Origin of the sequence: Pseudomonas sp. A2, assembly GCF_023100865.1 — a bacterium.
Lineage (GTDB): Bacteria > Pseudomonadota > Gammaproteobacteria > Pseudomonadales > Pseudomonadaceae > Aquipseudomonas > Aquipseudomonas asiatica.
Map to the genome: position 1 here is coordinate 1183409 of NZ_CP039127.1, position 26720 is coordinate 1210128.

Below are 26720 nucleotides of genomic sequence, written 5' to 3' on the forward strand. Positions count from 1 at the left end.
ACGAAACAGCGGGGGCGGGACAGTAAAAAAAGCTGGTATTTGTGCTGGTAGTGCCGGCCTCTTCGCGGGTTTACCCGCGAAGAGGCCGGCACTGACGAAACAAACCTGTCAGCGATAATCCAGGTCAGATATCCCAAACCACATTGATGCCGAAGTTGCGCCCCGGCATGGTCAGGCGGTCGATGTTGGCCGGCTGAGTCACGGCCGCTTCACCCTGGCCGTCGTAGCTGCGTACCGAATCCCACTGCCAGTACTTCTTGTCGGTGAGGTTGTACAGGCCGGCGTTGATGGTCACGTCGTCGGTGACCTTGTAGTAACCGGTCAGGTCCAGCACCCCGTAGCCCGGGGTGCGGAACTTGGAGCTCGAGCCGTCGGGCGAGTAGAAGTTGCTGTCGTCGACGCGGGTCTTGCGCTTGACCAATGTCCAGCTCAGCAGGCCGCCGTAGTGTTGTTGTTCGTAACCCAGGCCGAACACGCCTTTGAGCGGGTTGACGCTGTTCAGTGGCTCGCCGGTGTCATCGTTGCGGCCATAGGTGTAGGCGATCGAGCCCTGGGTATACAGGCCCTGCGGCGCACCGAAGTGGTCCAGGTTCAGGCGGCCCTTGACCTCGGTACCCTTGATGGTGGCGTGCTTGATGTTGTTGGCCTTGAAGGTCTGCTCCAGGTTGGCGCTTTGTACGGCATCTTCGTCGATGAAGTCGCGGTACTTGTTGTAGAACACCGCCACGTCGAAATTACCGGCGTCGAAGTTGCCACGCAGGCCGGTCTCATAGCTTTTGCTCTTTTCGGGTTCGAGACCCGGGTTGCCTTCGACGCGGTAGCCTTGCTCGATGTTCTGAAACTTCCCGTACATGGATTTGGCAGTCGGGGTGCGGAAACCTTCGGCGTACTGGCCATACCAGGTGTAGTTGTCGTTGAAGGCGTAGGTCAGGCCGAATTTGGGCGAGACGCGGTGCCACTTCTTGTCCGAGTCGTCCTGGGAGGTTGGTGCGGTACCGCTGGACTCCAGGCCACGCAGGAATTCCTCGGTGAACCTGGGCTCCATGCGCGTGTAGTCGTAACGAGCACCAGGCATGAAGGTCCAGTTGTTCCAGCGGATTTCATCCTGCACGAACAGGCTGTAGGTGTTCACGGTCGGGTCCGGGAAGTCGCTGACCAGGGCCTGGCCGTCTGCCGGACGCTCGGCGCCAGCGGCAGAACAGCCTGAACCAACGGCCAGGCAGGTACCGGTGCCGCTGCGGGAACCGGTGACCTTCTCGTGCTTGAGGGTGGTGCCGTACGTCAACAGGTGGTCGGTGGCGCCGAGGCTGAAGGCCTTGTCCAGCTGGGCGTCGAATAGCCACTGGCGGTCCTTGTACAGGGTGTCTCGGGTACGCAGTACCTGACGGCCAGGCGGTGCGTAGACTTCCTCGGTGTGCTGGTCGGTCTTGGCGATCTGGTAGTTCAGGCTCCACTTCACATGGTCGGCGACCAGCGAATCCAGGCCGAACTCATGGTTGATGCCAAGGCGTTCGCGGGTGACGGTGTCGTTGCCGTTACGCGCCTTGTAGTAACCTGGGGCACCAAAGCCAGGAATGAAAGGCCCGCCCACCGCACTGAGGATGTTCTGGTCGCGGTCATCCTTGTAGCGCTCGTAGGTGAAGCCCAGGCGCGCTTCGTCGGCGTAGTTCCAGCCCAGCTTGGCCAGCACGTTTGTGGTGCGCACGTCCATCGGGTTGGCTTCGGTACGCGCCAGGCCGTCACCGCTGTGGTCGCCGTGGGTCTCGGTTTCGTGACCGTTGCGCTGGCTCAGGTGCAACAGGCCGTCGAAGTCGCCCTGGCGGCCGGCGACGGTGGCCGAGGTCAGCCAGCTTTCGTCGGCCGAGCTGTAGCCGGTTTTCAGGCGGGCACCGGCGTCCTTGCCAGGCTTGATGATGTCGTCCGGGTCGAGGGTGAAGTAGCTCACCGCCCCGCCGATGGCGTTGCTGCCATACAGCACCGAGGCCGGGCCGCGGAGGATTTCCACACGCTTGACGATCTCCGGGTCAACGTAGTTGCGCTGGGTCTGGGCGTAGGGGCCGAAGAAGAAGCTGTCGGGGATCGACACGCCGTCCACCTGGGTGAGGATGCGCTCGCCATCGATACCACGGATGTTGTAGCCGTTCAGGCCGCTGCGCTGGCCGGTGCCGGCTACCGACACTCCTGGTTCGTAGCGCACAAGGTCCTGGATGTTGTTCACGTTCTGCCGGTCCAGTTGCTCGCGGGTCTGCACGCTGACGGTGCTCGGCACCTGGCTGACGTCCTGGGCGCTGCGGGTGGCGCTGACGGTCACCTGCTGCAGGGCAATCACATTGGCGCTGGCCTGGCGTTCGAGCACCACATTGCCGTTGCTGATCTTGCGAAAGCCCAGGCCGGTGCCGTGCAGCAGGCGCTTGAGCGCGGCTTCCGGCGGTAGCGAACCCTGCACCCCTGGTGATGCCACGCCGTTGGCCAGTTCTGCGCTGAAGCCGACCTGCCAGCCGGTGACCTGGCTGAAAGCATTGATGGCCGAAACCAGCGGCTGCTGGCCGATGCTGAAGCGGTAGTCGCCCATGCGCGGGCTGCTGGCCTGTGCCGGCTCGGCGGCCAGCGCCGGCAGGCTCATGGCGCCGCTGGCGAGCAGGGCGAGGTTCAGTAGGGAAAGGCTCAGGAGGGACAGTTGCCCTCCATGGCGAGGAAGGGTGGAGGGGCGGGTAGGACCTGTGGACATCGGAAGCGCTCCCTGACGCGCGGACTGTTATAGGTGATGGCTGTGCTCGTTTTCAAACGAGAATCAGTTGCATTGGCTATAACGAGACGGGCGGGGTAGCGTGACTGCGTAAAAATAAATTCAGGGGGCCATGATCATGTGCTGCCTGCACGGGCCTCATCGCCGGCAAGCCAGCTCTCATAGAACAACACATGACTCATTGGTTCGGCGAGGTTCTGTAGGAGCAGCCTTGTGCTGCGAAGAGGCCGGTACTGACAAAGCCTGTCTGTTGCTTGTACCGGCCTCTTCGCAGCACAAGGCTGCTCCTACAAAGGCCGCGTCAGACGAGCGATATTTGTTCTCTGCGCGACAGCGCAGCCCAAAAGGGCTGGGTAATCTCCCACAGGGACATCGCATTGCTTGAGGCCAATGCGGTCGGGGTGGGAGCTGGCTTGCCGGCGATGAGGCCGAGACAGGCAAAAGATCAGTTCAGGATAACCAGCGCCGGGTACTCATGCAGCTGTGCCGAGGTGATGTGGGCCAGCGCACGCAGGGTTTCCAGCGGCTGGTCGAGGCGGTAGTTGCCGGTGACCGCCATGTCTTCCAGCTGCGCATTGCGGTTGATGATCCAGCCCGGGTAGTAGCGCTGCACCTCGGCCAGCACCTGGCTCAGCGGGCAGTTCTCGAACACCAGGCGGCCGTCGACCCAGGCCAGGTCCTTGTGCATGTCGGGGCGCTGGCGCTTGCCGAATCCCTGGGGGCCGACGCTGATGCTGTCGCCGGCGCTCAGGCGGATGCGCTGGTCGCGGTCCCCCTGCAGGTCGACATCGCCGCGCTGCACCCGCACCTGTGCCTCGCCGTCGAGGTAGCGCACGGCAAAGTCGGTGTCGCGCACCTGCGCGCGCAACGGCCCGGCCTGCACTTCCAGTGGCAGCAGCGCGCCCTCGGGGACCTGAAAATAGGCCTCACCCTGCAGCAGGCGGGCGACCTGGCGACCATCACGCTGCTCGCTGGCAAATGCCGAATTGGTGTTGAGCAGCACTTTCGCCCCGTCTTCCAGCTGCAGGCGCTGGCGTTCTCCCACCACTGTCAGGTGGTCGGCCTGCAGGCGCATGGGCAGGTTGCCGAGGGTGAACAGCCCGACCAGCAGCAGCGCTACCGTGGCCAGGGGTTTCCAGTGGCTGCGCAGGCGCCCGCGCCACGAGCGGCGCTGTTGCTGATGCATCTGCAGGGCCACCTGGTGCAGCGGTGCGCCGTTCCACAATGCTTCTGCCTCGACATAGGCCTCGGCATTTTCCGGCGCTGCGCTCAGCCAGGCTTCGAAGGCCTGGGTGTCCTCGGCGTCGGCGCATTGCAGGCGCACCAGCCAGTCCAGCGCCTCGTCCATGGCACGAGCACGGGCGCTGGGCCCAGCGGGTGACGGGCGAGGGGCAGGGCTGTCGGTCACGGTGAATCCTTGAATGGTTTTTTTCGAATGATCAAGGCTGAGGCGGGGTGTGGCAAGGGCTTTGGGTTGTCTCACTTGAGGCGGTCGGCGACACCCATGCAGATCGCCATGATCAGTTTCAGTTCCTTCTGTACCGTGCTGGGAGAAACATTCAGTTGTCTGGCGATTTCCAGGTAGGTGGCGCCATGCAGCCGGCTTAGTATGAAGATGCGCTGCTGACGTTCGCTCAGTTGTTTGAGGCTGATACTCAGGTGCTTGAGCAACTGCTCGGCATGTGCCGCATCCTCGCTGCTGGTGGCCGGTGCGGCCACGCTGTGCAGGACCTCGTCGGGCACGTCGTCGACCAGCATGCGCGATTGCACCCGGCGCGCGCGCAGATGGTCGAGGGCCAGGTTGCGCGCGGTCTGGAACACGAACGGCTCGATGTGTTCGATGGGCCGCTCACCGAGCGCGCGGGAAACCCGCAGGTAGGTTTCCTGCAACAGGTCTTCGGCAGTGTTGGGGTTGCCCACCATGCGTTGCAGGGTGCGCAGCAGGGTAAGACGCTGGACGAGGAAGACAGAGTTGAACCGGGACTGACTCACAGGGGGACCTGGCCGACGAAAGGTTAATGATAATGCTTATCATCCTCCTCGAAGGTCAAGCCTGGAAATGTTAGGAAAAGGTAAAGATTGTGAGTATTGGGCGCAGAGGCGCTCGCCGCGGCATTATCAGCGCCTGTGAGATCGAGCGCCGCCCGCGCGGCGCTCGATCTCACAGGCGGTAAAAATGCCATGTCATGCTCAGCCGGCGCGGCACAACGCCAGGCAGTTATCCAGCATGCGGTTGGAGAACCCCCACTCGTTGTCATACCAGGCCAGCACCTTGAGCATGCGCCCGTTGGCCCGGGTATGGTTGGCATCGAAGATCGACGACAGCGGGTTGTGGTTGAAATCGCAGGAAACCAGCGGCAAGGCGTTGTAGCCCAATACCCTGGAATGCTTGCTGGCCTCGAGGAACAGCTGGTTGACCTGTTCGGCCGTGGCCTCGCGCTTGAGGTTGACCGTGAGGTCCACCAGCGACACGTTGATCACCGGCACCCGTACCGCCATGCCGGTCAGCTTGCCGGCCAGCTCCGGCAATACCAGGCCCACGGCCTCGGCAGCGCCGGTCTTGCTCGGGATCATCGACTGGGTTGCCGAACGCGCACGATACGGGTCGCCGTGGTACACATCGGTCAGCACCTGATCGTTGGTATAGGCATGGATGGTGGTCATCAGGCCCTGTTCGATGCCGAACTCGCGGTGCAGCACCTGGGCAATCGGTGCCAGGCAGTTGGTAGTGCAGGAGGCATTGGAGATGATCTGGTGCGAGGCCCGCAGGATGTCATGGTTGACCCCGTACACCACGGTGGCATCGGCGCCTTTGGCCGGTGCCGAGACAATCACCTTGCCAGCCCCCGCAGCCAGGTGGGCGGCGGCCTTGGCACGCTCGGTGAACAGCCCGGTGCATTCGAACACCACGTCGATCGCCTCGGCCTTCCAGGGCAGTTCGGCCGGGTTGCGGATGGCGCTGACCGCGATACGGTCACCATTGACCGTGAGGCTTTCGTGGTCGGCCTCGACGCTGGCGTCGAAAGTACCGTGCACGCTGTCGTACTTGAGCAGGTGGGCATTCATGGCGCTGTCGCCCAGGTCGTTGATGGCGACGACCTGCAGGTCCTGGCGGTAGCCTTGGGTATACAGTGCGCGCAGGACGTTGCGCCCGATGCGGCCGAATCCATTGATGGCGATGCGTAGGGTCATGGCAGTACCTCTGGCAGTCCGAGTGAAAGCTGTGGCACAAAGGAGCTTCACTGAAACGGTTTTGTTGTTGGAATTACAAGATTATTCACCTGCCGATAGAAAACAAGCCTTTTTAGTGGCAGTATTTTGTTTAAACATACAACGAGTGGTTGGGCGACGTGCCTCCACCGATGCAGCGGGCTCCTCTACCTTGAGCCTAGGCCGCAATCGTTTGGAGGGGAAATGCCCGGCAAACCGCCCTTACAATTAGCCTGGAGTCCAGTACATGCATCCGCGCATCCTTGAGGTCACCCAGCGGCTGGTCGAACGTAGCCGTGCCACCCGCGAACGCTACCTGCAACTGATTCGCGGCGCGGCCAGTGACGGCCCCATGCGTGCCAGCCTGCAGTGCGCCAACTTCGCCCATGGCGTGGCCGGTTGCGGCAGCGACGACAAGCAGACCCTGCGCCTGATGAACGCGGCCAACGTGGCCATTGTCTCGGCCTACAACGACATGCTTTCGGCGCACCAGCCGTACCAGCACTTCCCCGAGCAGATCAAGCAGGCCTTGCGTGAGGTCGGCTCGGTCGGCCAGTTCGCCGGTGGCGTGCCAGCCATGTGCGATGGCGTGACTCAGGGCGAGCCAGGCATGGAGCTGGCCATCGCCAGCCGTGAAGTGATCGCCATGTCCACTGCCGTGGCCCTGTCGCACAACATGTTCGACGCCGCGCTGATGCTGGGCATCTGCGACAAGATCGTTCCCGGCCTGATGATGGGGGCGCTGCGCTTCGGCCACCTGCCGACCATCTTCGTTCCGGGCGGGCCGATGGTCTCCGGCATTTCCAACAAGCAGAAGGCCGATGTGCGCCAGCGCTACGCCGAAGGCAAGGCCAGCCGCGAAGAGCTGCTGGAGTCGGAGATGAAGTCCTACCACAGTCCTGGCACCTGCACCTTCTACGGCACTGCCAATACCAACCAGTTGGTGATGGAGGTGATGGGCCTGCACCTGCCGGGCGCCTCGTTCGTCAACCCGTACACACCGCTGCGCGACGCGCTCACCGCCGAGGCCGCGCAGCAGGTCACGCGCATGACCAAGGCCAGCGGCAGCTTCATGCCGCTGGGTGAAATCGTCGACGAGAAGGCGTTGGTCAACTCCATCGTCGCGCTGCATGCCACCGGCGGCTCGACCAACCATACCCTGCACATCCCGGCGATTGCCCAGGCTGCGGGTATCCAGCTGACCTGGCAGGACATGGCCGACCTGTCCGAGGTGGTGCCGACCCTGTCCCACGTCTACCCCAACGGCAAGGCCGACATCAACCACTTCCAGGCCGCTGGCGGCATGGCCTTCCTGATCCGCGAGCTGCTCGATGCCGGGCTGCTGCACGAAGATGTCAACACCGTGGCCGGCCATGGCCTGCGCCGCTACACCCAGGAGCCGTTCCTCGACAACGGCAAGCTGGTGTGGCGCGAAGGGCCGCAGCACAGCCTGGACGAAAGCATCCTGCGCCCGGTGGCGCGGCCGTTCTCGGCCGAAGGCGGCCTGCGGGTGATGGAGGGCAACCTCGGTCGCGGCGTGATGAAGGTGTCCGCTGTTGCCCCCGAGCACCAGGTGGTCGAGGCCCCGGCGCGGGTGTTCCACGACCAGCAGTCGCTGGCCGATGCGTTCAAGGCCGGCGAGCTGGAGCGTGACTTCGTCGCCGTGGTGCGCTTCCAGGGCCCGCGCTGCAATGGCATGCCGGAGCTGCACAAGCTCACACCGTTCCTCGGTGTGCTGCAGGACCGTGGCTTCAAGGTGGCGCTGGTCACCGACGGTCGCATGTCCGGTGCCTCGGGCAAGATTCCGGCGGCCATTCACGTTTGCCCCGAGGCTTATGACGGCGGCCCGCTGGCACGGGTGCGCGATGGTGATATTGTGCGGGTCGATGGTGTCGAAGGCACGCTGCGGGTAATGGTGTCGGCTGAAGAATTGGCCAGCCGCGATCTGCCGCCAGCGCCACAGGGCAACGACCTGGGCTGCGGGCGCGAGCTGTTCGGCTTCATGCGCATGGCGTTCAGCCCGGCAGAGCAGGGCGCCAGTGCGTTCACCTCGGCCCTGGAGAACCTCAAATGAAGGACCTGCTGGTTGGCGACATCGGCGGCACCAATGCCCGTTTTGCGTTGTGGCGTGACAACCAGCTGCATGAAGTGAAGGTCTTTGCCACCGAGGACTACACCAGCCCGGAACAGGCCATCGAGGCTTACCTTGAAGGCTTGGGCATTCCCCGCGGCGGCGTGACTGCTGCCTGCCTGGCGGTGGCCGGGCCGGTCGATGGCGATGAGTTCCGCTTCACCAACAACCACTGGCGCCTCAGCCGCGTGGCCTTCTGCCAGACATTGCAGGTCGAGCGGCTGCTGCTGATCAACGATTTTACCGCCATGGCGCTGGGCATGACCCGCCTGCGTCCTGGCGAATTCCGCGAAGTATGCCCAGGCCAGGCGGACCTGTCGCGGCCGGCATTGGTCATTGGCCCGGGTACCGGGCTGGGCGTTGGCGCGCTATTGCGCCTGGGCGAACAGCACTGGCATGCCTTGCCGGGAGAGGGCGGGCACGTCGACCTGCCGGTGGGCAATGCCCGCGAAGCGGCGATTCACCAACAGATTCACGGGCAGATCGGCCATGTCAGCGCCGAGACCGTGCTCAGTGGCGGTGGCCTGCTGCGCCTGTACCAGGCAATTTGCGCGCTGGACGGCGACACACCCCGACACAAGACCCCGGCACAGATCACCGATGCCGCGCTCGGCGGCGAGCCGCGGGCGCTGGCGGTGATCGAGCAGTTCTGCCGGTTCCTCGGCCGAGTCGCTGGTAACAATGTTCTGACGCTGGGCGCACGGGGTGGGGTCTATATTGTCGGCGGCGTGATCCCGCGCTTTGCCGAGCTGTTCCTGCGCAGCGGGTTTGCCGCGAGTTTTTCCGACAAGGGCTGCATGAGTGGCTATTTCGCTGGCGTGCCGGTTTGGCTGGTGACGGCGGAGTTTTCCGGGTTGCTGGGGGCCGGGGTGGCTTTGCAGCAGGTGCTGGATAACCGATAGGTAGCAGGGGGCCGCTGTGCGGCCCATCGCGACACAAGGCCGCTCCTACACGGGGCCGCGCCATTCTGTAGGAGCGGCCTTGTGTCGCGATGGGCTGCAAGGCAGCCCCTGAACGCAACACCCGACAGCAGGCAAAAAGACCTGCAATCAATAAGAGGAAGGACCACCTTGAGCACTGCCGGCAAATCAATCCTGATGGTCGACGACGACCAGGAAATCCGCGAACTACTGCAAACCTACCTGAGCCGCTCCGGCTTCCAGGTGCATGCCGAAGCCGACGGCAAGGGCTTTCGCCGCGCGCTGGAAACCACCCCCTGCGACCTGGTCATCCTCGATGTCATGCTGCCCGACGAAGACGGCTTCAGCTTGTGCCGCTGGGTACGCCAGCACCCGCGACAGGCACGGGTACCGATCATCATGCTCACCGCCAGCTCCGACGAAACCGACCGGGTCATCGGCCTGGAGCTGGGCGCCGACGACTACCTGGGCAAGCCATTCAGCCCCCGCGAACTGCAAGCGCGGATCAAGGCCCTGCTGCGCCGCGCCGAGTTCGGCCAGGCGGCGCCGGGCAGTGCGGTGCTGGCCTTCGACGACTGGCGCCTGGACACGGTCAGCCACCGCCTGTTCCATCGCGACGGTGAGGAAGTGATTCTCTCCGGCGCCGACTTCGCCCTGCTCAAGCTGTTCCTCGACCACCCACAGCAGATCCTCGACCGCGACACCATCGGCAACGCCACCCGTGGTCGCGAGCCGATGCCGCTGGACCGCATCGTCGACATGGCGGTCAGCCGCCTGCGCCAGCGCCTGCGCGATACCGACAAACCACCCCGGCTGATCCGCACCGTACGCGGCAGCGGTTACCTGTTGGCTGCCCATGTCTGCAATGCGCCCTGAGCGGCGCTGGCGTCTGCTGCCGCGTTCGCTACTGGGGCGCATGCTGCTGCTGACCCTGCTGGTAGTGCTGCTGGCCCAGGGGTTGTCGAGCATCATCTGGGTTGCCCAATTGCGCGCCAGCCAGTTGCAGGGCCTGCGTGCCAGTGCCAGCAGCCTGGCTCATTCGATGAGTGCCAGTGTCAGCTACTTCCGCTCGTTGCCGGTGGCGTACCGGCCGATGGTCCTCGACCAGCTGCGCAGCATGGGCGGCACGCGCTTTTTCGTGTCCCTCAACGCCAAGCCGCTGGACATGCCGCTACTGCCCGTTACCCCACGCAAGCAGGCGGTGATCGATGTGTTCCAGCAAGTGCTGCATGAGCGCCTGGGTTCGCAGATGGAAATTTCCGTGGAGTTCGTCGGGCCGGACGACCTGCGTATCTTCAACAGCGGGCTGAAGCTCGACGAACTGCCACGGTCCTGGGCGCATTACTCGCTGACCCTGGAGCCACTCAACCCGCCGGTGCTGGTAACCCAGATCCGCCTGGGCGAGGGGGAGTGGTTGTACATCGCCTCGCTGCTGCCCGAACCCTACACCAGCCTGGAGGCCGAGCGCCTGCCGCGTCAGCAGATCGGCTTCATCGTGCTGACCACGGCCTTGCTGCTGTTGTTCATCGGCTTGCTGGTGCACTGGCAAAGCTGGCCGCTCAAGCGCCTGGCGCGGGCTGCGCGGGAGATGTCGCTGGGCGCCGATGTGGCGCCGGTGGCCGAAGGTGGTGGCAGCGAGGTGGTCGAGGTGGGGCGTGCGTTCAACAGCATGCGCGAGCGCATCAGCCGATACCTGACCGAGCGCAGCCAGCTGTTCAGCGCCATTTCCCACGACCTGCGCACGCCGATCACCCGCTTGCGCCTGCGCGTCGAGCTGCTGGAGGACGAGCGCCTGCAGGCCAAGTTCAGCCAGGATCTGGACGAGCTGGAACTGCTGGTCAAAGGCGCGTTGCAGTGCGTGAAGGACACCGACATCCACGAGAACATCGAGCCGGTCGACCTCAACCAGGTGCTGGAAATCCTGGCCGAGCCTTACCTGGGCGATGGCCGCATAACGCTCGAAGGCCGGGCGCTGGCGCCGTACCCGGGCAAGCCGCTGGCGTTGCGGCGCTGCATCGGCAACCTGATCGACAACGCCATCAAGTACGGCGAACGGGCGCGGCTGCGCATCATCGACAGTGCCGAGGGGTTCGTCCTGCAGGTGGATGACCAGGGGCCGGGGGTGCCGCAGCAGCAACTGGAACAGGTGTTCGAGCCGCACTTCCGTCTGGCCGGGCAGCAGCAGGGGTACGGGCTGGGGTTGGGGATTGCGCGCAACATTGCCCATAGCCATGGCGGGGAGGTGAGCTTGCTGAACCTGCGTGAGGGCGGGTTGCGGGTGACCTTGTATCTGCCGCGGGGCATGGACTGAAGGGTTGTATTGCCTCTACCGGTCCCTTCGCGGGTAAACCCGCTCCCACAAAGACCTCACAGGTCCATACAGACTCCGAGGCTAACGCAAAAACTTGTAGGAGCGGGTTTACCCGCGAAGAGGCCGGCACAGGCAACACAAATGTCACTGGCTGGTGACAAAGCCACCCTCCTTGGTGACATTCCCATCCAGGCCCGCTCACTAGAATTCGCAGACGACTGGCAAGGATCAAGCTGGCCCATGAGCACCTCCAACCTGGCTTCCACCCGCTGGCTCGACGCCCCGGCCCACAACGCCTGGCGCATGGCAGAAGGGCAACGCCTGCTGGCCTTCGCCACGGCTGCGAAACTGCCCGATGGCTTCGGTAGCCTCGACGCCGCAGGCCTGCTTGCCCCCGGTGCCCGCGCCGAAACCCTCATCACCACCCGCATGACCCACTGCTTTGCCCTGGCCCACCTGCAGGGGGTGCCCGGCTACATGGCCTATGCCGAACATGGCGTGGCCGCACTGCGTGGCGCGCTGCAGGATGCCACCTACGGCGGCTGGTTCGCCCACCCCGGTGGCCATGACGACAGCGGCAAGGCGGCTTACCTGCATGCCTTTGTCGCCCTGGCCGCCAGCTCGGCGGTGATGGCAGGCGCTAGTGGTGCACCAGTCCTGCTGGCAGACGCGGTGCAGGTGCTCGAAGCGCATTTCTGGAGCGAAGAGGAGGGGGCCCTGCGGGAAGCCTTCTCCCGCGCCTGGCAGCTGCCCGAGCAGTACCGTGGTGCCAACAGCAACATGCATGCGGTCGAGGGCTTCCTGGCCCTGGCAGACGTAACTGGCGACAACCTGTGGCTGCAACGTGCCTTGCGCATCGCCGAACGCATCATCCATACCCATGCCGCCGCCAACGGCTACCGGGTCATCGAGCATTTCGACGCCCTCTGGCAGCCGCTGCCGCACTACAACCAGGCGTACCCGGCAGACCACTTCCGGCCTTATGGCTCCACGCCCGGGCATGCCCTGGAGTGGGCGCGGTTGCTGCTGCACCTGGAGGCCAGCCTGGAACGGTCCGGCCTGCAAGCCCCGCGGTGGCTGCCAGACTGCGCCCGCGCATTATTCGACACAGCCTGCCAGCAGGCCTGGAACGTCGATGGCGCGCCCGGTTTCGTCTACACCCTGGACTGGGACGATCGCCCGGTGGTGCGCGCACGCCTGCACTGGGTACATGCCGAAGCCTGCGCCGCCGCAGCAGCACTGTTGCAGCGCACGGGCGACAGGCACTACGAACAGTGGTACCGCCGTTGCTGGGCCTTCATCGCCAACCATTTCATTGACCATGGCGCTGGCAGCTGGCACCACGAACTCGATGCGCACAACCAGCCGGCCGCGACCATCTGGCCAGGCAAACCCGACCTCTACCATGCCTACCAGGCGCTGCTGCTGCCGGGCTTGCCACTGGCACCCAGCCTGGCCTACAGCTTTGCCGGCAATGTAACCAAACGATGACATTCGCGCATCGCTTCGTTACCTGGCGAGGCGAGCACGCTGTTTAGACTTCATGCAACGCAAGCGATCGACTTGCACGGCATAACAACAAGAAAGGTGCTTCGATGAATTCCACGCTCCGTCTCGCTGCCGCAATCTCACTGGCCTCCTTGTTCCCGCTGAGTGCCTTGGCTGCCGATGCCAAAGGCAGTGTCGAGGTTGTGCACTGGTGGACCTCCGGTGGTGAAAAAGCGGCGGTCGATGTGCTCAAGGCCCAGGTCGAAAAAGATGGCTTCACCTGGAAGGACGGCGCCGTCGCCGGTGGTGGTGGTGCCACCGCCATGACCGTACTCAAGAGCCGCGCCGTGGCCGGCAACCCGCCGGGTGTCGCGCAGATCAAGGGCCCGGACATCCAGGACTGGGCTGCCACCGGCCTGCTCGACGCCGATGTGCTCAAGGATGTGGCCAAGGAAGAAAAGTGGGACTCACTGCTCGACAAGAAGGTCGCGGATACCGTCAAGTACGACGGTGACTATGTCGCCGTGCCGGTGAACATCCACCGCATCAACTGGCTGTGGATCAATCCTGAGGTCTTCAAGAAGGCCGGGATCGACAAGGCGCCAGCCACCCTCGACGAATTCTACGCCGCCGCCGACAAGCTCAAGGCCGCCGGCTTCATCCCGCTCGCCCATGGCGGCCAGCCGTGGCAGGACAGCACCGTGTTCGAAAGCGTGGTGCTGGCGGTCATGGGGGCCGATGGCTACAAGAAGGCCCTGGTCGACCTCGACAGCACGGCCTTGACTGGCCCGCAGATGGTCAAGGCGCTGACCGAACTGAAAAAGGTCGCCACCTACATGGACCCGGATGGCAAAGGCCAGGACTGGAACCTGGAAGCGGCCAAGGTCATCAACGGCAAGGCCGGCATGCAGATCATGGGCGACTGGGCCAAGAGCGAATGGACCCTGGCGAAGAAAACCGCCGGCAAGGACTACCAGTGCGTGCCGTTCCCCGGCACCGAAAAGGCCTTCCTGTACAACATCGACTCGCTGGTGGTGTTCAAGCAGAACGACGCCGGAACGTCTGCCGGCCAGCAGGATATTGCCCGCAAGGTGCTGGGTGAGAACTTCCAGAAGGTCTTCAGCAGCAACAAAGGCTCGATCCCGGTGCGCAACGACATGCTGGCCGACATGGGCAAGTATGGCTTCGACGCCTGCGCGCAGACCTCTGCCAAGGACTTCCTGGCCGATGCCAAAAATGGCGGCCTGCAGCCGAGCATGGCGCACAACATGGCCACCACGCTGGCCGTGCAGGGCGCGTTCTTCGATGTGGTGACCAACTACATCAACGACCCCAAGGCCGACCCGGCCGATGCGGCGAAGAAGCTGGCGGCGGCGATCAAGGCTGCCCAGTAAAGCTGGCAACCATCCTGTAGGAGCAGCCTTGTGCTGCGAAAGGGCCGGCATGGCTTGAGGCATTGCTGTACCTGCAATGGCCTCTTCGCAGCACAAGGCTGCTCCTACAAGCGTGCATGCCATTCCTGAAACGGGGATCTGAACCATGACCACAGCAACCGCCCAACTGCGGGCCTCACCCCTGGACGCGCTACAGCGCTGGCTGCCCAAGCTGGTGCTGGCGCCTAGCATGTTCATCATCCTGGTGGGCTTCTACGGCTACATCCTCTGGACCTTCGTTCTGTCCTTCACCACCTCGACCTTCCTGCCGACCTACAAATGGGCCGGCCTGGCGCAATACGCCCGGCTGTTCGACAACGACCGCTGGTGGGTGGCAAGCAAGAACCTGCTGCTGTTCGGCGGCCTGTTCATCGCCATCAGCCTGGTCATCGGCGTAGTGCTGGCGGTCTTGCTGGACCAGCGCATCCGTCGCGAAGGGTTCATCCGCACCATCTACCTGTACCCCATGGCGCTGTCGATGATCGTCACCGGTACCGCCTGGAAGTGGCTGCTCAACCCCGGCATGGGCCTGGACAAGCTGCTGCGTGACTGGGGCTGGGAGGGCTTTCGCCTGGACTGGCTGATTGATCCCGACCGGGTGGTGTACTGCCTGGTGATCGCCGCCGTGTGGCAGGCCTCGGGTTTCATCATGGCAATGTTCCTTGCCGGCCTGCGTGGCGTCGACCCGTCGATCATCCGTGCCGCGCAGATCGACGGCGCCAGCCTGCCGCGCATCTACTGGCGCGTGGTACTGCCCAGCCTGCGCCCGGTGTTCTTCAGCTCGCTGATGATCCTCGCGCACATTGCCATCAAGAGCTTCGACCTGGTGGCGGCCATGACTGCCGGCGGCCCTGGCTACTCGTCCGACCTGCCGGCGATGTTCATGTATTCGTTTACCTTCAGCCGCGGCCAGATGGGCATGGGCTCGGCCAGCGCCATCCTGATGCTAGGGGCGATCCTGGCGATCCTCGTGCCTTACCTGTACTCGGAGCTGCGGAGCAAACGCCATGCATAGCCCTCTCGACAAAGCGGTGCTGAGCCCGAGCCGTATCGCCATCCACGCCGTGCTGTTGCTGGCGGTGCTGCTGTACCTGGTACCGTTGGTGGTGATGCTGCTGACCAGCTTCAAGACCCCGGAAGACATCAGCACCGGCAACCTGCTGAGCTGGCCGGCAGTATTTACCGGCATCGGTTGGGTCAAGGCCTGGAGCACGGTCAGCGGTTACTTCTGGAATTCGATCATGATCACCGTGCCAGCGGTGCTGATCTCCACCGCCATCGGCGCGCTGAACGGCTATGTGCTGTCGATGTGGCGCTTCCGCGGTTCGCAGCTGTTCTTCGGCCTGCTGCTGTTCGGCTGCTTCCTGCCGTTCCAGACTGTACTGCTGCCGGCCTCGTTCACCCTCGGCAAGCTCGGCCTGGCCAGCACCACGACCGGTCTGGTGCTGGTACACGTGGTCTACGGCCTGGCCTTCACCACGCTGTTCTTCCGCAACTTCTACGTAAGCATCCCCGATGCGCTGGTCAAGGCCGCGCGTCTGGACGGTGCCGGGTTCTTCACCATCTTCCGCCGCATCATCCTGCCGATGTCCACGCCGATCATCATGGTCTGCCTGATCTGGCAGTTCACCCAGATCTGGAACGACTTCCTGTTCGGCGTGGTGTTCTCCAGCGGCGATTCGCAACCGATTACCGTGGCCCTGAACAACCTGGTCAATACCAGCACCGGGGCCAAGGAATACAACGTCGACATGGCGGCGGCGATGATCGCCGGCCTGCCAACCCTGCTGGTCTACGTGGTGGCAGGCAAATATTTCGTCCGCGGGCTGACTGCTGGCGCGGTAAAGGGGTAAGTCATGGCAACGCTCGAACTTCGCAATGTGAACAAGACCTACGGCAGCGGTTTGCCGGACACCCTCAAGGACATCCAGCTGTCGATCAAGGATGGCGAGTTCCTGATCCTGGTCGGCCCCTCGGGCTGCGGCAAGTCGACCTTGATGAACTGCATCGCCGGGCTGGAGCAGATCACCGGCGGCGCGATACTCATCGACCAGCAGGACGTCAGCGGCATGAGCCCCAAGGACCGCGACATCGCCATGGTGTTTCAGTCCTACGCGCTGTACCCGACCATGAGCGTGCGCGAGAACATCGAGTTCGGCCTGAAGATCCGCAAGCTGCCGCAAGCTGCAATCGACGAGGAAGTGGCGAGGGTGGCCAAGCTGTTGCAGATCGAGCACTTGCTAGCGCGCAAGCCGGCGCAGCTGTCCGGTGGCCAGCAACAGCGCGTGGCCATGGGCCGGGCGCTGGCACGGCGGCCGAAGATCTACCTGTTCGATGAACCGCTGTCCAACCTCGATGCCAAGTTGCGCGTCGAGATGCGCACCGAAATGAAACTGATGCACCAGCGCCTGAAGACCACCACCGTGTACGTCACCCATGACCAGATCGAGGCCATGACCCTGGGGGACAAGGTGGCGGTGATGAAGGACGGCATCATCCAGCAGTTCGGCACCCCGCAGCAGATCTACAACGATCCGGCCAACCAGTTCGTCGCCAGCTTCATCGGCTCGCCGCCGATGAATTTCATCCCGGTGCGCCTCACGCAACAGGACGGGCGCCTGCTGGCCGTGCTCGACAGCGGCCAGGCGCGTTGCGAGCTGCCCTTGGGAATGGCCGCGGACGAGATGGATGGCCGCGAGGTCATCCTCGGCATCCGCCCCGAGCAGATTGCCCTGGGTGCAGCCGAGGGCAATGGCCTGCCCGGCATTCGCGCCGAGGTGCAGGTGACCGAGCCCACCGGGCCAGACCTGCTGGTATTCGTCACCCTCAACCAGACCAAGGTCTGCTGCCGCCTGGCGCCGGATGTGGCGTGCCGGGTCGGCGATAACCTGAACCTGCAATTCGACCCAGCCCGGGTGCTGCTGTTCGACGCCGCCAGCGGCGAGCGCCTGCACCTGGCCACCACTGCTGCAACCATGAAAGACAACGTGGCGCACTTCAAGGGCCGATAACTCGTCTACACCATCAAATAAGAAAAAGAGGACGCAAAGGGATGGAACAGCGCAAACGCATCAGGACATTGGGCTCGCTGGCCTTGCTCGCGCCACTGGCGATGGCTGTTGGCAGCAGCGTTCAGGCTGCCGAAGCTTTTTCCAGCGAATCGAAGTGGATGACCGGCGACTGGGGCGGCACCCGCACCGAGTTGCTGGAAAAGGGCTATGACTTCACCCTCGATTACGTCGGCGAGGTTGCCGGTAACCTGCACGGTGGATACAACGACGACAAGACTGCGCGCTACAGCGACCAGTTCGCCCTCGGCGCGCACCTGGACCTGCAGAAAATCTTTGGCTGGCACGACGCCGAGTTCAAGCTGGCGATCACCGAGCGCAGCGGCCGCAACCTGTCCAACGACCGCATCAGCGACCCGCGCGCCGGGCAGTTCAGCTCGGTGCAGGAAGTGTGGGGCCGCGGCCAGACTTGGCGCCTGACCCAGATGTGGGTCAAGCAGAAGTACTTCGACGGTGCGCTGGACGTGAAATTCGGCCGCTTCGGCGAGGGCGAGGATTTCAACAGTTTCCCTTGCGACTTCCAGAACCTGGCCTTCTGCGGCTCGCAGGTGGGCAACTGGGTTGGCGGCATCTGGTACAACTGGCCGGTCAGCCAGTGGGCGCTGCGGGTGAAATACAACATCACTCCGGAATTCTTCGTTCAGGTCGGTGCCTTCGAGCAGAACCCTTCCAACCTGGAAACCGGCAACGGCTTCAAGCTCAGTGGCAGCGGCACCAAAGGCGCGATCCTGCCGGTGGAAGCGGTGTGGTCACCCAAGGTCAATGGCCTGCCGGGCGAGTACCGTCTGGGTTACTACTACAGCACGGCCAAGGCCGACGATGTGTTCGATGACGTCAACGGCAACCCGCAGGCGCTGACGGGCGAGGCCTTCAAGTCGCACTCCAGCAAGCATGGCTGGTGGGTGGTGGCACAGCAGCAGGTCACTGCCCATGGCGGCGATGTAAACCGTGGCCTGAGCCTGTTCGCCAACTTCACCGTGCACGACAAGGCCACCAACGTCGTCGACAACTATCAGCAACTGGGCTTGGTCTACAAAGGCGCATTCGACGCCCGGCCCAAGGACGATATCGGCTTTGGCGTGGCGCGCATTCATGTGAATGACGACGTGAAGAAGCGCGCGGAACTGCTCAACGCCCAGAGCGGCATCAGCGATTACGACAACCCAGGCTTCGTGCCGCTGCAGCGTACCGAGTACAACGCCGAGCTCTACTACGGCTTCCACGTCACCAACTGGCTGACCGTGCGGCCCAACCTGCAGTACATCAAGAGCCCCGGCGGCGTGGATGAGGTGGACAACGCGCTGGTCGCAGGTTTGAAGATTCAGTCGTCATTCTGAGAGCAATTGTTGTAAATTTACGCCAATCCACTTCGGTACCCGACAACCACTGGTCTTCAGTGGTTGTCGGGGATAGGCCGAGACAGCGCTATCTCAAACAACAAGAGCTCTGAACCATGCCCGAACATCCGCTCCATCGCTTCTTCACCTCGCAGCGGCCCCGGCCGACATTCGAGTGGGAGCGTTACCAGCAGCGCGATGTGCTGATCATCGACCATCCCCGTTGCCAGGCGGTGTTCAGCCGCCAGGGTGCGCAACTGCTGCATTTTCAACCAGCGGGTGAACGGCCCTGGCTGTGGTGCGCCGAGCAGTGGCCGCAGGTGGGGGCGATCCGCGGTGGCGTGCCGGTGTGCTGGCCATGGTATGGCCGCCACCCCAGCGAGGACTTGTGGCCCGCCCATGGCTGGGCGCGCCTGCTCGACTGGAAGCTGGTGGACAGCCGCGAGGACGAGGAGGGCGTAACCCTGAAATGGCGGCTGGACCTGTGCGACTGGCAGGTTGACCTGCATGCCCGGCTGGGTAGCCGCATGGAGCTGAGCCTGAGCACCGAGCACCAGGACAGCGAACCCTGCCAGCTGAGCCATGCCCTGCTGGCCTACTGGCGCATCAGTGACGTGTCCGAGATAGCGCTGTCCGGGCTGGAGGATATCGAAGGCTACGACCGCCTGAACCGCCAGGCCTGCCGTGAAGATGGCGCGCTGAAGCTCAAGGGCGGTTGCCAGAAGGTCTACCCCGGCACGCCGCGGGTGCAATTGCAGGACCCGGCCTGGCAGCGCGAGCTGTGCATCGATACCGGTGACAGCGACGACACGGTGGTGTGGCACCCGGGCAACCGCCCGCTGATGGGCGTGACCGGGCGTGAATGCCAGCGCTTCGTCTGTGTCGAGGCCGCCAGCGGCAGTGGCGAGGGCCTGAGCCTGGCGCCGGGGCAGCGTGCCCACCTGCGCCTGCAGGCGCACCGGCTCAGTTGAGCTCGTCGTCCTCGATCGGGTAGCGGCTGGCGTTGAGGCTTTCCTTGATCTTGCGCAGGTGCGGCTGGAAGTCCACGCCGCGACGCAGGGTCATGCCGGTGGCCAGCACATCGAGCACGGTCAGCTGGATGATCCGCGAGGTCATCGGCATGTAGATGTCGGTGTCTTCCGGCAGCGGAATGTGCAGGCTCAGGCTGCAGGCATTGGCCAGTGGCGAACCGGCAGCGGTCAGGCCCAGTACCGAGGCGCCGTTTTCCCGGGCCAGGCGGGCCACCTCGACCAGTTCGCGGGTGCGCCCGGTGTAGGAGATGATGACGAACAGGTCGCCGGTGTGCGCCACCGAGGCCAGCATGCGCTGCATCAGCACGTCGGCGTGGGCCGATACTGCCAGGTTGAAGCGGAAGAACTTGTGCTGGGCGTCCAGCGCCACCGGCGCCGAGGCGCCCAGGCCGAAGAAGTGGATCTGCCGGGCCTGGATCATCATGTCCACGGCACGGCTGACCTGTTGCGGGTCGAGCTGCTGGCAGGCGCTGTCGAGCGAGGCGATGGCACTGGCGAAGATCTTCTGGGTGTAGGCTGCCGGGTCATCGTCAGCCTCCACCGCGCGGCTGACGTAGGCGGCGCCGCTGGCCAGGCTCTGCGCCAGCTGCAGCTTGAGCTCGGGGTAGCCGCTGACGCCGAACGAGCGGCAGAAGCGGTTGACGGTCGGTTCGCTGACCTTGGCCGCCTGGGCCAGCGCAGCGATGCTGAAACGGGTGGCTTGTTGCGGATTGAGCAGGATGACTTCGGCGACTTTGCGTTCGGCCTTGTTCAGCTCGTCGAGGCGGCCCTGGATCTGTTCCAGGAGGTTTCGCACGCGGTCCATGGGTGTGTCCTTGGGTCGGGAAGACAGCCGGCTGTTGGAGCAGCAGGCTTTTTGCACGGTCGTCTATCGTACTGTCGGCGCGGTTGACGTACCACTTGTCTGTAACACTTGTGTGTAATGTTGTGGTTTTTACTACATTATCCCTTGAAAACCGTATGTGAAAGCGGTATTCCTAGACCAACTTTAGGAAAGAACCAACATCATGGCTGCGATCAGTGTCGAACCTTGCACCTTTGCCCTGTTTGGCGCCTTAGGCGACCTGGCATTGCGCAAGCTGTTTCCTGCCCTCTATCAGCTCGACCGGGCCAACCTGCTGCACCCGGAAACCCGCCTGCTGGCGCTGGCCCGCGAGGCCGGTAGCGCGCAGGGCCACCTGGACAGCATCGAGGCGCACCTGCGCCGGCATGTGCCCGAGGCCGATATCGAGCCCGCCGCACTGGGCCGTTTCCTCGCCAGGCTGAGCTACCAGCACCTGGATTTCCTCCAGCCCGAGGGCTATCAGGCCCTGGCCGAGCAGTTGCCGGACGAGCTGCCGCTGATTGCCTACTTCGCCACCGCTGCGGCGGTGTACGGGGCCATCTGCGAAAACCTCGACAAGGCCGGGCTGGCCGCACGCACCCGAGTGGTGCTGGAGAAGCCCATTGGCCACGACCTGGAGTCGTCGCGCCGGGTCAATGATGCTGTGGCTCGGTTCTTCCCAGAGAGCCGGGTCTACCGCATCGACCACTACCTGGGCAAGGAAACAGTGCAGAACCTGATCGCCCTGCGTTTCGCCAACAGCCTGTTCGAAACCCAGTGGAACCAGAATTCCATCTCCCATGTGGAGATCACCGTCGCCGAGAAGGTCGGTATCGAAGGCCGCTGGGGCTACTTCGACAAGGCCGGCCAGCTGCGCGACATGATCCAGAACCACCTGCTGCAGCTGCTGTGCCTGATCGCCATGGACCCGCCCAGCGAGCTGTCGGCCGACGCCATCCGTGACGAGAAGGTCAAGGTACTCAAGGCCCTGGCACCGATCACCGGCGAAGGGCTGAGCACCCGTGTGGTGCGCGGCCAGTACATCGCCGGCTACAGCGATGGCAAGCCTGTGCCCGGTTACCTGGAAGAAGACAACGCCAACGCCCAGAGCGACACCGAAACCTTCGTCGCCCTGCGTGCCGACATCCGCAACTGGCGCTGGTCGGGGGTGCCGTTCTACCTGCGTACCGGCAAGCGCATGCCGCAGAAACTGTCGCAGATCGTCATCCACTTCAAGGAAACGCCGCACTACATCTTCGCTCCGGAACAGCGTTTGCAGATCGGTAACAAGCTGATCATCCGCCTGCAACCGGACGAAGGCATTTCTTTACGGGTGATGACCAAGGAGCAGGGCCTGGATAAAGGCATGCAACTGCGCAGCGGCCCGTTGCAGCTGAATTTCTCCGATACCTGGCGCAGTGCAAGGATCCCGGATGCCTACGAGCGGCTGTTGCTCGAAGTGATGCGCGGTAACCAGAACCTGTTCGTGCGCAAGGATGAAATCGAGTATGCCTGGAAGTGGTGCGACCAGCTGATTGCTGGCTGGCGTAACGCAGGCGATGCGCCCAAGCCCTACGCCGCAGGCTCCTGGGGGCCGATGAGCTCGATTGCACTGATCACACGCGATGGGAGGGCGTGGTATGGGGATATCTGAACTGAAACTGCCAGCGACTGTGACGGTACATGAGCTGGCGGATGCCAAGGCTCTGGCCGCAGCCCAGGCCCATGACGTGGCCGAGCGCCTGCGCGCAGCCATTGCCGCCAAGGGCCAGGCCTGCGTGGTGCTATCCGGCGGCCGCAGCCCGGTGCCGTTCCTCGAGAAGCTGGCCAGCGAAAACCTCGACTGGGCCAAGGTCACCGTCAGCCTGGCCGATGAGCGCTGGGTGCCGGTGGAGCATGCCGACAGCAACGCCGGCCTGCTGGCGCGCCACCTGTTCAAGGGCGCGGCAGCCAAGGCCCGCTTCGTTGGTCTTTACCAGCAGGCGGAGAACCTTGATGCCGCTGCAGGCAAGGCCGATCAGGCCTTGGCCGAGCTGCCGCCAATTGACGTACTGGTGCTGGGCATGGGGGATGATGGCCATACAGCTTCGCTGTTCCCCGCCAGCCCCAACCTGGAGGCAGGCCTCGACCTAGCCAACTCACGCCGCTGCCTGCCCTTGCTGGCACCGAGCGTGCCGCGCCAGCGCCTGTCGATGACCCGCTCGCTGCTGGCCAGCTCCGCCTTTACCGCGCTGTCCGTACAAGGGCAGGGCAAACTCGCTACCCTGCGCGCCGCGCTGGCTGGCACCGACCTTTCCGAAATGCCGATACGCGCTTTTCTTCACGCCCCCCTGGACATCTACTGGTGCCCATGAGCCAAGGATCCACAGTCATGACCACCCTTGAACGCCCACAGCCCAAGCTCTCGATGGCCGACAAAGCCGCACGGATCGACGCCATTTGCAAAGAGGCGCGCATCCTGCCGGTGATCACCATCGCCCGTGAGGAAGACATCCTGCCGCTGGCTGACGCCCTGGCCGCCGGCGGTATCCGTACCCTGGAAGTGACCTTGCGCTCGCAATATGGCCTGAAGGCCATCCAGGTGTTGCGCGAGCAGCGCCCGGAGCTTTGTGTCGGTGCCGGCACCGTGCTCGATCGTGGCATGTTCGCCGCGGTTGAAGCTGCGGGTGCGCAATTCGTCGTTACGCCAGGCATTACCCAAGACATTCTCGAAGCTGGTGTGGACAGCGAGATCCCGCTGTTGCCAGGCATCAGCACGCCGTCCGAAATCATGATGGGCTACGCCCTGGGCTACCGCCGCTTCAAGCTGTTCCCGGCGGAGATCAGCGGCGGGGTAGCGGCGATCAAGGCCTTTGGCGGCCCGTTCGGCGATATTCGTTTCTGTCCTACGGGCGGGGTGAACCCGGCCAACGTGCGCAACTACATGGCGTTGCCCAATGTGATGTGTGTGGGTGGTACCTGGATGCTCGACAGCAGCTGGATCAAGAACGGCGACTGGGCGCGGATCGAAGCGTGCAGTGCGGAAGCGATGGCGCTGCTGGACGCCAACTGAATTTGTTGTGTGCTTTACGGCTTGTGGGGCGCTTGGTCGGCGCCCCTTTTTTTGCCTGAAATTCTTGCAGTGCCTGTGCCGGCCTCTTCGCAGCACAAGGCTGCTCCTACAAGGAACTGCATAGCATCCGGACCTTGCGCTGCCCCATGTAGGAGCAGCCTTGTGCTGCGAAGAGGCCGGCACAGGCCAACAAAAAAGCCCGCATCAAACGATGCGGGCTTTCTCATTCATTGCGGTACGGCTCAGGCCGCCTTGGCTTCCTGCTGGCTCAGCGAGCGGTTCAGCGCGCTGAACAGTGCCTTGAAGCTGGCCGTGGTGATGTTTTCATCGATACCCACACCATGTACCGGGCGACCACCGGCCACGCGCAGTTCGATATAGGCCGCGGCCTTGGCATTGGTGCCGGCGCCAATGGCATGCTCGTTGTAGTCCATGATCTCCACGGCAATCGGCAGGCCGGCCACCAGTGCTTCCAGTGCGCCGTTGCCCTTGCCGCGCCAGTGCAGGGTAGTCTCGCCTTCGCCCGCCACTTCCACTTCCACGGCGCTGTGGCCGTTCTCTTCCTGCAGACGGTGGCTGACCAGCGCATACGGGGAGTTGGCCTGCAGGTATTCCTTGTGCAGCAGGCTGTAGATCTGCTGGGCGGTCATTTCCAGGCCCAGGCGGTCGGTTTCGCCTTGTACTACCTGGCTGAATTCGATCTGCATGCGGCGCGGCAGGCTGATGCCGTATTCCTGCTCGAGCAGGTAGGTGATGCCGCCTTTGCCCGACTGGCTGTTGACGCGGATCACCGCCTCGTAGCTGCGGCCGATGTCGGCCGGGTCGATCGGCAAGTAAGGCACTTCCCACAGCTCGCCTTCCTGCTGCTTGGCGAAGCCCTTGCGGATGGCGTCCTGGTGCGAACCGGAGAACGCGGTGTGGACCAGGTCGCCCACGTACGGGTGGCGTGGGTGTACCGGCAGCTGGTTGCACTCTTCGACCACCTTGCGCACGCCGTCGATGTCGGAGAAGTCCAGCAGCGGGTCGATGCCCTGGGTGTAGAGGTTCAGCGCCAGGGTCACCAGGTCGACGTTACCGGTACGCTCGCCGTTGCCGAACAGGCAGCCTTCGGCACGATCGGCGCCGGCCATCAGGCCCAGCTCGGTGGCGGCAATACCGGTGCCACGGTCGTTGTGGCAGTGCAGGCTGATGATCACGCTGTCGCGACGGCTCACATTACGGCAGAACCACTCGATCTGGTCGGCGTAGATGTTCGGGGTGGACACTTCCACGGTGGCCGGCAGGTTGAGGATGATCTTGTGCTCGGGGGTCGGGTTCCACACCTCGATGACCGCGTCGCAGACTTCCTTGGCGAACTCCATCTCGGTGGCGCTGAAGGTTTCCGGCGAGTACTGGAAGGTCCACTGGGTTTCCGGCTGCTGGGCGGCATACTTGACGAACAGCTTGGCCGCGTTCACCGCGATGTCCTTCACGCCTTGCTTGTCCTGGTTGAAGACAATACGGCGGAACGACGGGCTGGTGGCGTTGTACAGGTGGACGATGGCCTTCTTCGCCCCGCGCAGCGATTCGAAGGTACGGGCGATGAGGTCTTCACGGGCCTGGGTGAGCACCTGGATGGTGGTGTCGTCCGGGATGTGGCCGTCTTCGATCAGCATGCGCACGAAGTCGAAATCGGTCTGCGAGGCGGATGGGAACGAGGCTTCGATTTCCTTCACGCCAACCTGCACCAGGGTCTTCCAGAAGCGCAGTTTCTTCTCCGAATCCATCGGCTCGATCAGCGACTGGTTGCCATCACGCAGGTCGGAGCTGCACCAGATTGGCGCGGCGGTGATGGTCTTCGACGGCCAGGTACGGTCAGGCAGGTCGATGGTCGGGAAAGCGCGGTATTTCTTCGAAGGGTCTTTGAGCATGGTCATGGAAGCAATCCTTTTGTGTGCGGCCGAGATCGGGCCTGCCGAGCGATAACGAGATAAAAGGCGAGGCGACGCGATTCAGCCTGGTAGTCGGGCGCTGACCAGGCAGAGGCTGCGATGTTGTCGGAGCAGGATGAGGGTGCTGTAGGTTTTCATGCCTTCAACCCTAACCAGTGGGGTGGGTGATGGCAAGCGTTCAGAAAAAATTGAGAGGAATGCTTAAAAAAAGCTAAAAGGCGAGATTTTATGGCATGAAAGCAAAGCTGGCTTATTGATTGTTGCGCAGTATTTTTCGATGGCGCAACACAGTTGAACTGATGTCGACTGTGCTGGCCCTTTCGCGGGTGAACCCGCTCCCACAGGTGCAGCGCCATCCCTGTGGGAGCGGGTTTACCCGCGAAGAGGCCGGCACAGGCAGTACCGCTCTCAGGGCTGGAACGCACCAATGAAAATCGCCGGATCCACCCGTGCATCGTTCAGGCTGACGTTCCAGTGCATATGTGGCCCGGTAGCCCGCCCGGTCGAGCCCACGCGCCCCACCACCTCGCCCCGGCGCAGCTGCTGCCCCACCTGCACATCGATCTTCGACATATGGCAGAACATGCTGATAAAGCCCTGCCCGTGGTCGACGAACACCGTGCGGCCGTTGAAAAAGTAATCGCCCACCAGGATCACCTTGCCATTGGCCGGGGTCTTGATTGGCGTGCCGGCCGGCACCGCGAAGTCCAGCCCGGCATGCGGGTTGCGTTCTTCGCCATTGAAGAAACGGCGCACGCCGAACTTGCTCGACAGCGGGCCACTGACCGGCTTGTCGAGAATCAGGTTGCTGGGCAGGGTCGGGCTGAAGCTGCGGTAAGCCTTGATCTGCTCGGCCAGCTCACGATCGATGCGCTTGAGGTCGGCCGGGTTCGGGTTGACCTGGCGGGTGTTCTTCAGGGTGATGCGCTGCTCGGGGTATTTCTTGCTACCGACCGTGAAGGGCAGGGTACGGCCGCCCTGGCTCAGCATCGCGGTGCCGGGCTTCTGGGTCAGCGGGATGCCGACGATGGCCAGCCAGTTGTCCTGCTCCTTCACCACCAGCACCGGTTTGCCGTCGAAGCGGGCGCTGGGCGCGCTGGCGGCGGGGCCGAGGTCGACCACCGCCACGCCGCCGGGTACCGGCTTGTTCAGCGTGCGGGTGATGTAGCTGGCCTGGGCGCCGCCGGCCAGCAGCAGGAGGGAAAGGGCAAGTAGGGGCGCGAGCAGGCGGGGCATGTG

21 protein-coding genes are annotated in these 26720 nt (G+C 63.7%); 14 read left to right on the top strand and 7 right to left on the bottom strand.

Annotated elements, in window-relative coordinates; translation table 11 throughout:
- Positions 1 to 124 precede the first annotated feature (124 nt).
- The 4 genes from E5221_RS05590 to gap form a co-directional block, all read right to left on the bottom strand.
- Complete coding sequence (locus E5221_RS05590) at positions 125 to 2728, bottom strand: TonB-dependent receptor (protein ID WP_247846975.1); 2604 nt, start codon at positions 2726 to 2728, stop codon at positions 125 to 127.
- Positions 2729 to 3191: 463 nt separating this feature from the next.
- Positions 3192 to 4154 (bottom strand): FecR domain-containing protein, encoded by a 963-nt coding sequence (locus tag E5221_RS05595; RefSeq protein ID WP_061551891.1) that lies wholly within the window; start codon positions 4152 to 4154, stop codon positions 3192 to 3194.
- A gap of 71 nt (positions 4155 to 4225) precedes the next feature.
- Positions 4226 to 4738: a sigma-70 family RNA polymerase sigma factor gene (locus E5221_RS05600; RefSeq protein WP_039612760.1), complete on the bottom strand. Its 513-nt coding sequence runs from the start codon at positions 4736 to 4738 to the stop codon at positions 4226 to 4228.
- Between the two features lie 198 nt (positions 4739 to 4936).
- Entirely contained in the window at positions 4937 to 5938 is a 1002-nt protein-coding gene (gene gap / locus E5221_RS05605; protein ID WP_003257961.1) for a type I glyceraldehyde-3-phosphate dehydrogenase, read from the bottom strand.
- Positions 5939 to 6203: 265 nt separating this feature from the next.
- Here gap and edd point away from each other — a divergent pair, with 265 nt between their 5' ends.
- The 11 genes from edd to E5221_RS05660 all read left to right on the top strand — a co-directional run bounded on the left by edd (position 6204) and on the right by E5221_RS05660 (position 19615).
- Entirely contained in the window at positions 6204 to 8030 is a 1827-nt protein-coding gene (edd, locus tag E5221_RS05610; RefSeq protein WP_013971120.1) for a phosphogluconate dehydratase, read from the top strand.
- Positions 8027 to 8989, top strand: a complete 963-nt coding sequence (locus E5221_RS05615) for a glucokinase (protein WP_061551892.1) — start codon at positions 8027 to 8029, stop codon at positions 8987 to 8989. Before edd ends, E5221_RS05615 begins: the two co-directional genes overlap by 4 nt.
- Before the next feature lie 168 nt (positions 8990 to 9157).
- Positions 9158 to 9883, top strand: coding sequence for a two-component system response regulator GltR (gene gltR / locus E5221_RS05620; protein ID WP_003257963.1), 726 nt, complete (start codon positions 9158 to 9160; stop codon positions 9881 to 9883).
- Positions 9864 to 11318 carry an ATP-binding protein gene (locus E5221_RS05625; protein WP_025337865.1) on the top strand — a complete coding sequence of 485 codons (1455 nt, stop codon included), beginning with the start codon at positions 9864 to 9866 and terminating at the stop codon, positions 11316 to 11318. The genes gltR and E5221_RS05625 overlap by 20 nt, the downstream gene beginning before the upstream one ends.
- A gap of 240 nt (positions 11319 to 11558) precedes the next feature.
- Entirely contained in the window at positions 11559 to 12809 is a 1251-nt protein-coding gene (locus tag E5221_RS05630; protein WP_247846977.1) for an AGE family epimerase/isomerase, read from the top strand.
- A gap of 104 nt (positions 12810 to 12913) precedes the next feature.
- Positions 12914 to 14200 carry an ABC transporter substrate-binding protein gene (locus E5221_RS05635; protein ID WP_247846978.1) on the top strand — a complete coding sequence of 429 codons (1287 nt, stop codon included), beginning with the start codon at positions 12914 to 12916 and terminating at the stop codon, positions 14198 to 14200.
- Between the two features lie 145 nt (positions 14201 to 14345).
- A complete protein-coding gene (locus tag E5221_RS05640) occupies positions 14346 to 15254 on the top strand; it encodes a sugar ABC transporter permease (RefSeq protein ID WP_013971125.1) in 909 nt (302 codons plus the stop codon).
- Positions 15247 to 16092, top strand: coding sequence for a carbohydrate ABC transporter permease (locus tag E5221_RS05645; RefSeq protein WP_003257967.1), 846 nt, complete (start codon positions 15247 to 15249; stop codon positions 16090 to 16092). Before E5221_RS05640 ends, E5221_RS05645 begins: the two co-directional genes overlap by 8 nt.
- Positions 16093 to 16095: 3 nt before the next feature.
- On the top strand, positions 16096 to 17250 hold the full coding sequence (ugpC, locus tag E5221_RS05650) for a sn-glycerol-3-phosphate ABC transporter ATP-binding protein UgpC (RefSeq protein WP_013971127.1): 1155 nt from the start codon (positions 16096 to 16098) through the stop codon (positions 17248 to 17250).
- Between the two features lie 101 nt (positions 17251 to 17351).
- A complete protein-coding gene (locus E5221_RS05655; protein WP_230397116.1) occupies positions 17352 to 18644 on the top strand; it encodes a carbohydrate porin in 1293 nt (430 codons plus the stop codon).
- 116 nt (positions 18645 to 18760) lie between these two features.
- A complete protein-coding gene (locus tag E5221_RS05660; RefSeq protein WP_013971129.1) occupies positions 18761 to 19615 on the top strand; it encodes a D-hexose-6-phosphate mutarotase in 855 nt (284 codons plus the stop codon).
- On the opposite strand, the gene hexR is transcribed toward E5221_RS05660, so the two are convergent.
- Positions 19608 to 20471, bottom strand: a complete 864-nt coding sequence (gene hexR / locus E5221_RS05665; protein ID WP_169774905.1) for a DNA-binding transcriptional regulator HexR — start codon at positions 20469 to 20471, stop codon at positions 19608 to 19610. The genes E5221_RS05660 and hexR overlap by 8 nt on opposite strands.
- A 211-nt stretch (positions 20472 to 20682) precedes the next feature.
- Between hexR and zwf the strand changes: the two genes are divergently transcribed.
- Genes zwf through E5221_RS05680 form a run of 3 tightly spaced genes read left to right on the top strand, consistent with a single transcriptional unit; the run spans position 20683 to position 23550 of the window.
- Positions 20683 to 22152 carry a glucose-6-phosphate dehydrogenase gene (gene zwf / locus E5221_RS05670; RefSeq protein ID WP_013971130.1) on the top strand — a complete coding sequence of 490 codons (1470 nt, stop codon included), beginning with the start codon at positions 20683 to 20685 and terminating at the stop codon, positions 22150 to 22152.
- Positions 22139 to 22852 (top strand): 6-phosphogluconolactonase, encoded by a 714-nt coding sequence (pgl, locus tag E5221_RS05675; RefSeq protein WP_061551896.1) that lies wholly within the window; start codon positions 22139 to 22141, stop codon positions 22850 to 22852. The genes zwf and pgl overlap by 14 nt, the downstream gene beginning before the upstream one ends.
- Before the next feature lie 17 nt (positions 22853 to 22869).
- Entirely contained in the window at positions 22870 to 23550 is a 681-nt protein-coding gene (locus E5221_RS05680) for a bifunctional 4-hydroxy-2-oxoglutarate aldolase/2-dehydro-3-deoxy-phosphogluconate aldolase (RefSeq protein ID WP_015269102.1), read from the top strand.
- A gap of 242 nt (positions 23551 to 23792) precedes the next feature.
- Here E5221_RS05680 and leuA read toward each other — a convergent pair whose 3' ends face one another.
- Together leuA and E5221_RS05690 are read right to left on the bottom strand one after the other, a co-directional pair.
- Positions 23793 to 25466 carry a 2-isopropylmalate synthase gene (gene leuA / locus E5221_RS05685; RefSeq protein WP_013971133.1) on the bottom strand — a complete coding sequence of 558 codons (1674 nt, stop codon included), beginning with the start codon at positions 25464 to 25466 and terminating at the stop codon, positions 23793 to 23795.
- 423 nt (positions 25467 to 25889) lie between these two features.
- Positions 25890 to 26717: a M23 family metallopeptidase gene (locus E5221_RS05690; protein ID WP_015269103.1), complete on the bottom strand. Its 828-nt coding sequence runs from the start codon at positions 26715 to 26717 to the stop codon at positions 25890 to 25892.
- Between the last annotated feature and the right edge of the window lie 3 nt (positions 26718 to 26720).

Bases quoted from the DNA above. Each gene is read 5' to 3' on its own strand.
- E5221_RS05590 (WP_247846975.1), bottom strand. From the start codon at position 2,728: ATGTCCACAGGTCCTACCCGCCCCTCCACCCTTCCTCGCCATGGAGGG.
- gap (WP_003257961.1), bottom strand. From the start codon at position 5,938: ATGACCCTACGCATCGCCATCAATGGATTCGGCCGCATCGGGCGCAAC.
- edd (WP_013971120.1), top strand. From the start codon at position 6,204: ATGCATCCGCGCATCCTTGAGGTCACCCAGCGGCTGGTCGAACGTAGC.
- E5221_RS05615 (WP_061551892.1), top strand. From the start codon at position 8,027: ATGAAGGACCTGCTGGTTGGCGACATCGGCGGCACCAATGCCCGTTTT.
- E5221_RS05625 (WP_025337865.1), top strand. From the start codon at position 9,864: ATGTCTGCAATGCGCCCTGAGCGGCGCTGGCGTCTGCTGCCGCGTTCG.
- E5221_RS05630 (WP_247846977.1), top strand. From the start codon at position 11,559: ATGAGCACCTCCAACCTGGCTTCCACCCGCTGGCTCGACGCCCCGGCC.
- E5221_RS05635 (WP_247846978.1), top strand. From the start codon at position 12,914: ATGAATTCCACGCTCCGTCTCGCTGCCGCAATCTCACTGGCCTCCTTG.
- E5221_RS05640 (WP_013971125.1), top strand. From the start codon at position 14,346: ATGACCACAGCAACCGCCCAACTGCGGGCCTCACCCCTGGACGCGCTA.
- E5221_RS05645 (WP_003257967.1), top strand. From the start codon at position 15,247: ATGCATAGCCCTCTCGACAAAGCGGTGCTGAGCCCGAGCCGTATCGCC.
- ugpC (WP_013971127.1), top strand. From the start codon at position 16,096: ATGGCAACGCTCGAACTTCGCAATGTGAACAAGACCTACGGCAGCGGT.
- E5221_RS05655 (WP_230397116.1), top strand. From the start codon at position 17,352: ATGGCTGTTGGCAGCAGCGTTCAGGCTGCCGAAGCTTTTTCCAGCGAA.
- E5221_RS05660 (WP_013971129.1), top strand. From the start codon at position 18,761: ATGCCCGAACATCCGCTCCATCGCTTCTTCACCTCGCAGCGGCCCCGG.
- zwf (WP_013971130.1), top strand. From the start codon at position 20,683: ATGGCTGCGATCAGTGTCGAACCTTGCACCTTTGCCCTGTTTGGCGCC.
- pgl (WP_061551896.1), top strand. From the start codon at position 22,139: ATGGGGATATCTGAACTGAAACTGCCAGCGACTGTGACGGTACATGAG.
- E5221_RS05680 (WP_015269102.1), top strand. From the start codon at position 22,870: ATGACCACCCTTGAACGCCCACAGCCCAAGCTCTCGATGGCCGACAAA.
- leuA (WP_013971133.1), bottom strand. From the start codon at position 25,466: ATGACCATGCTCAAAGACCCTTCGAAGAAATACCGCGCTTTCCCGACC.
- E5221_RS05690 (WP_015269103.1), bottom strand. From the start codon at position 26,717: ATGCCCCGCCTGCTCGCGCCCCTACTTGCCCTTTCCCTCCTGCTGCTG.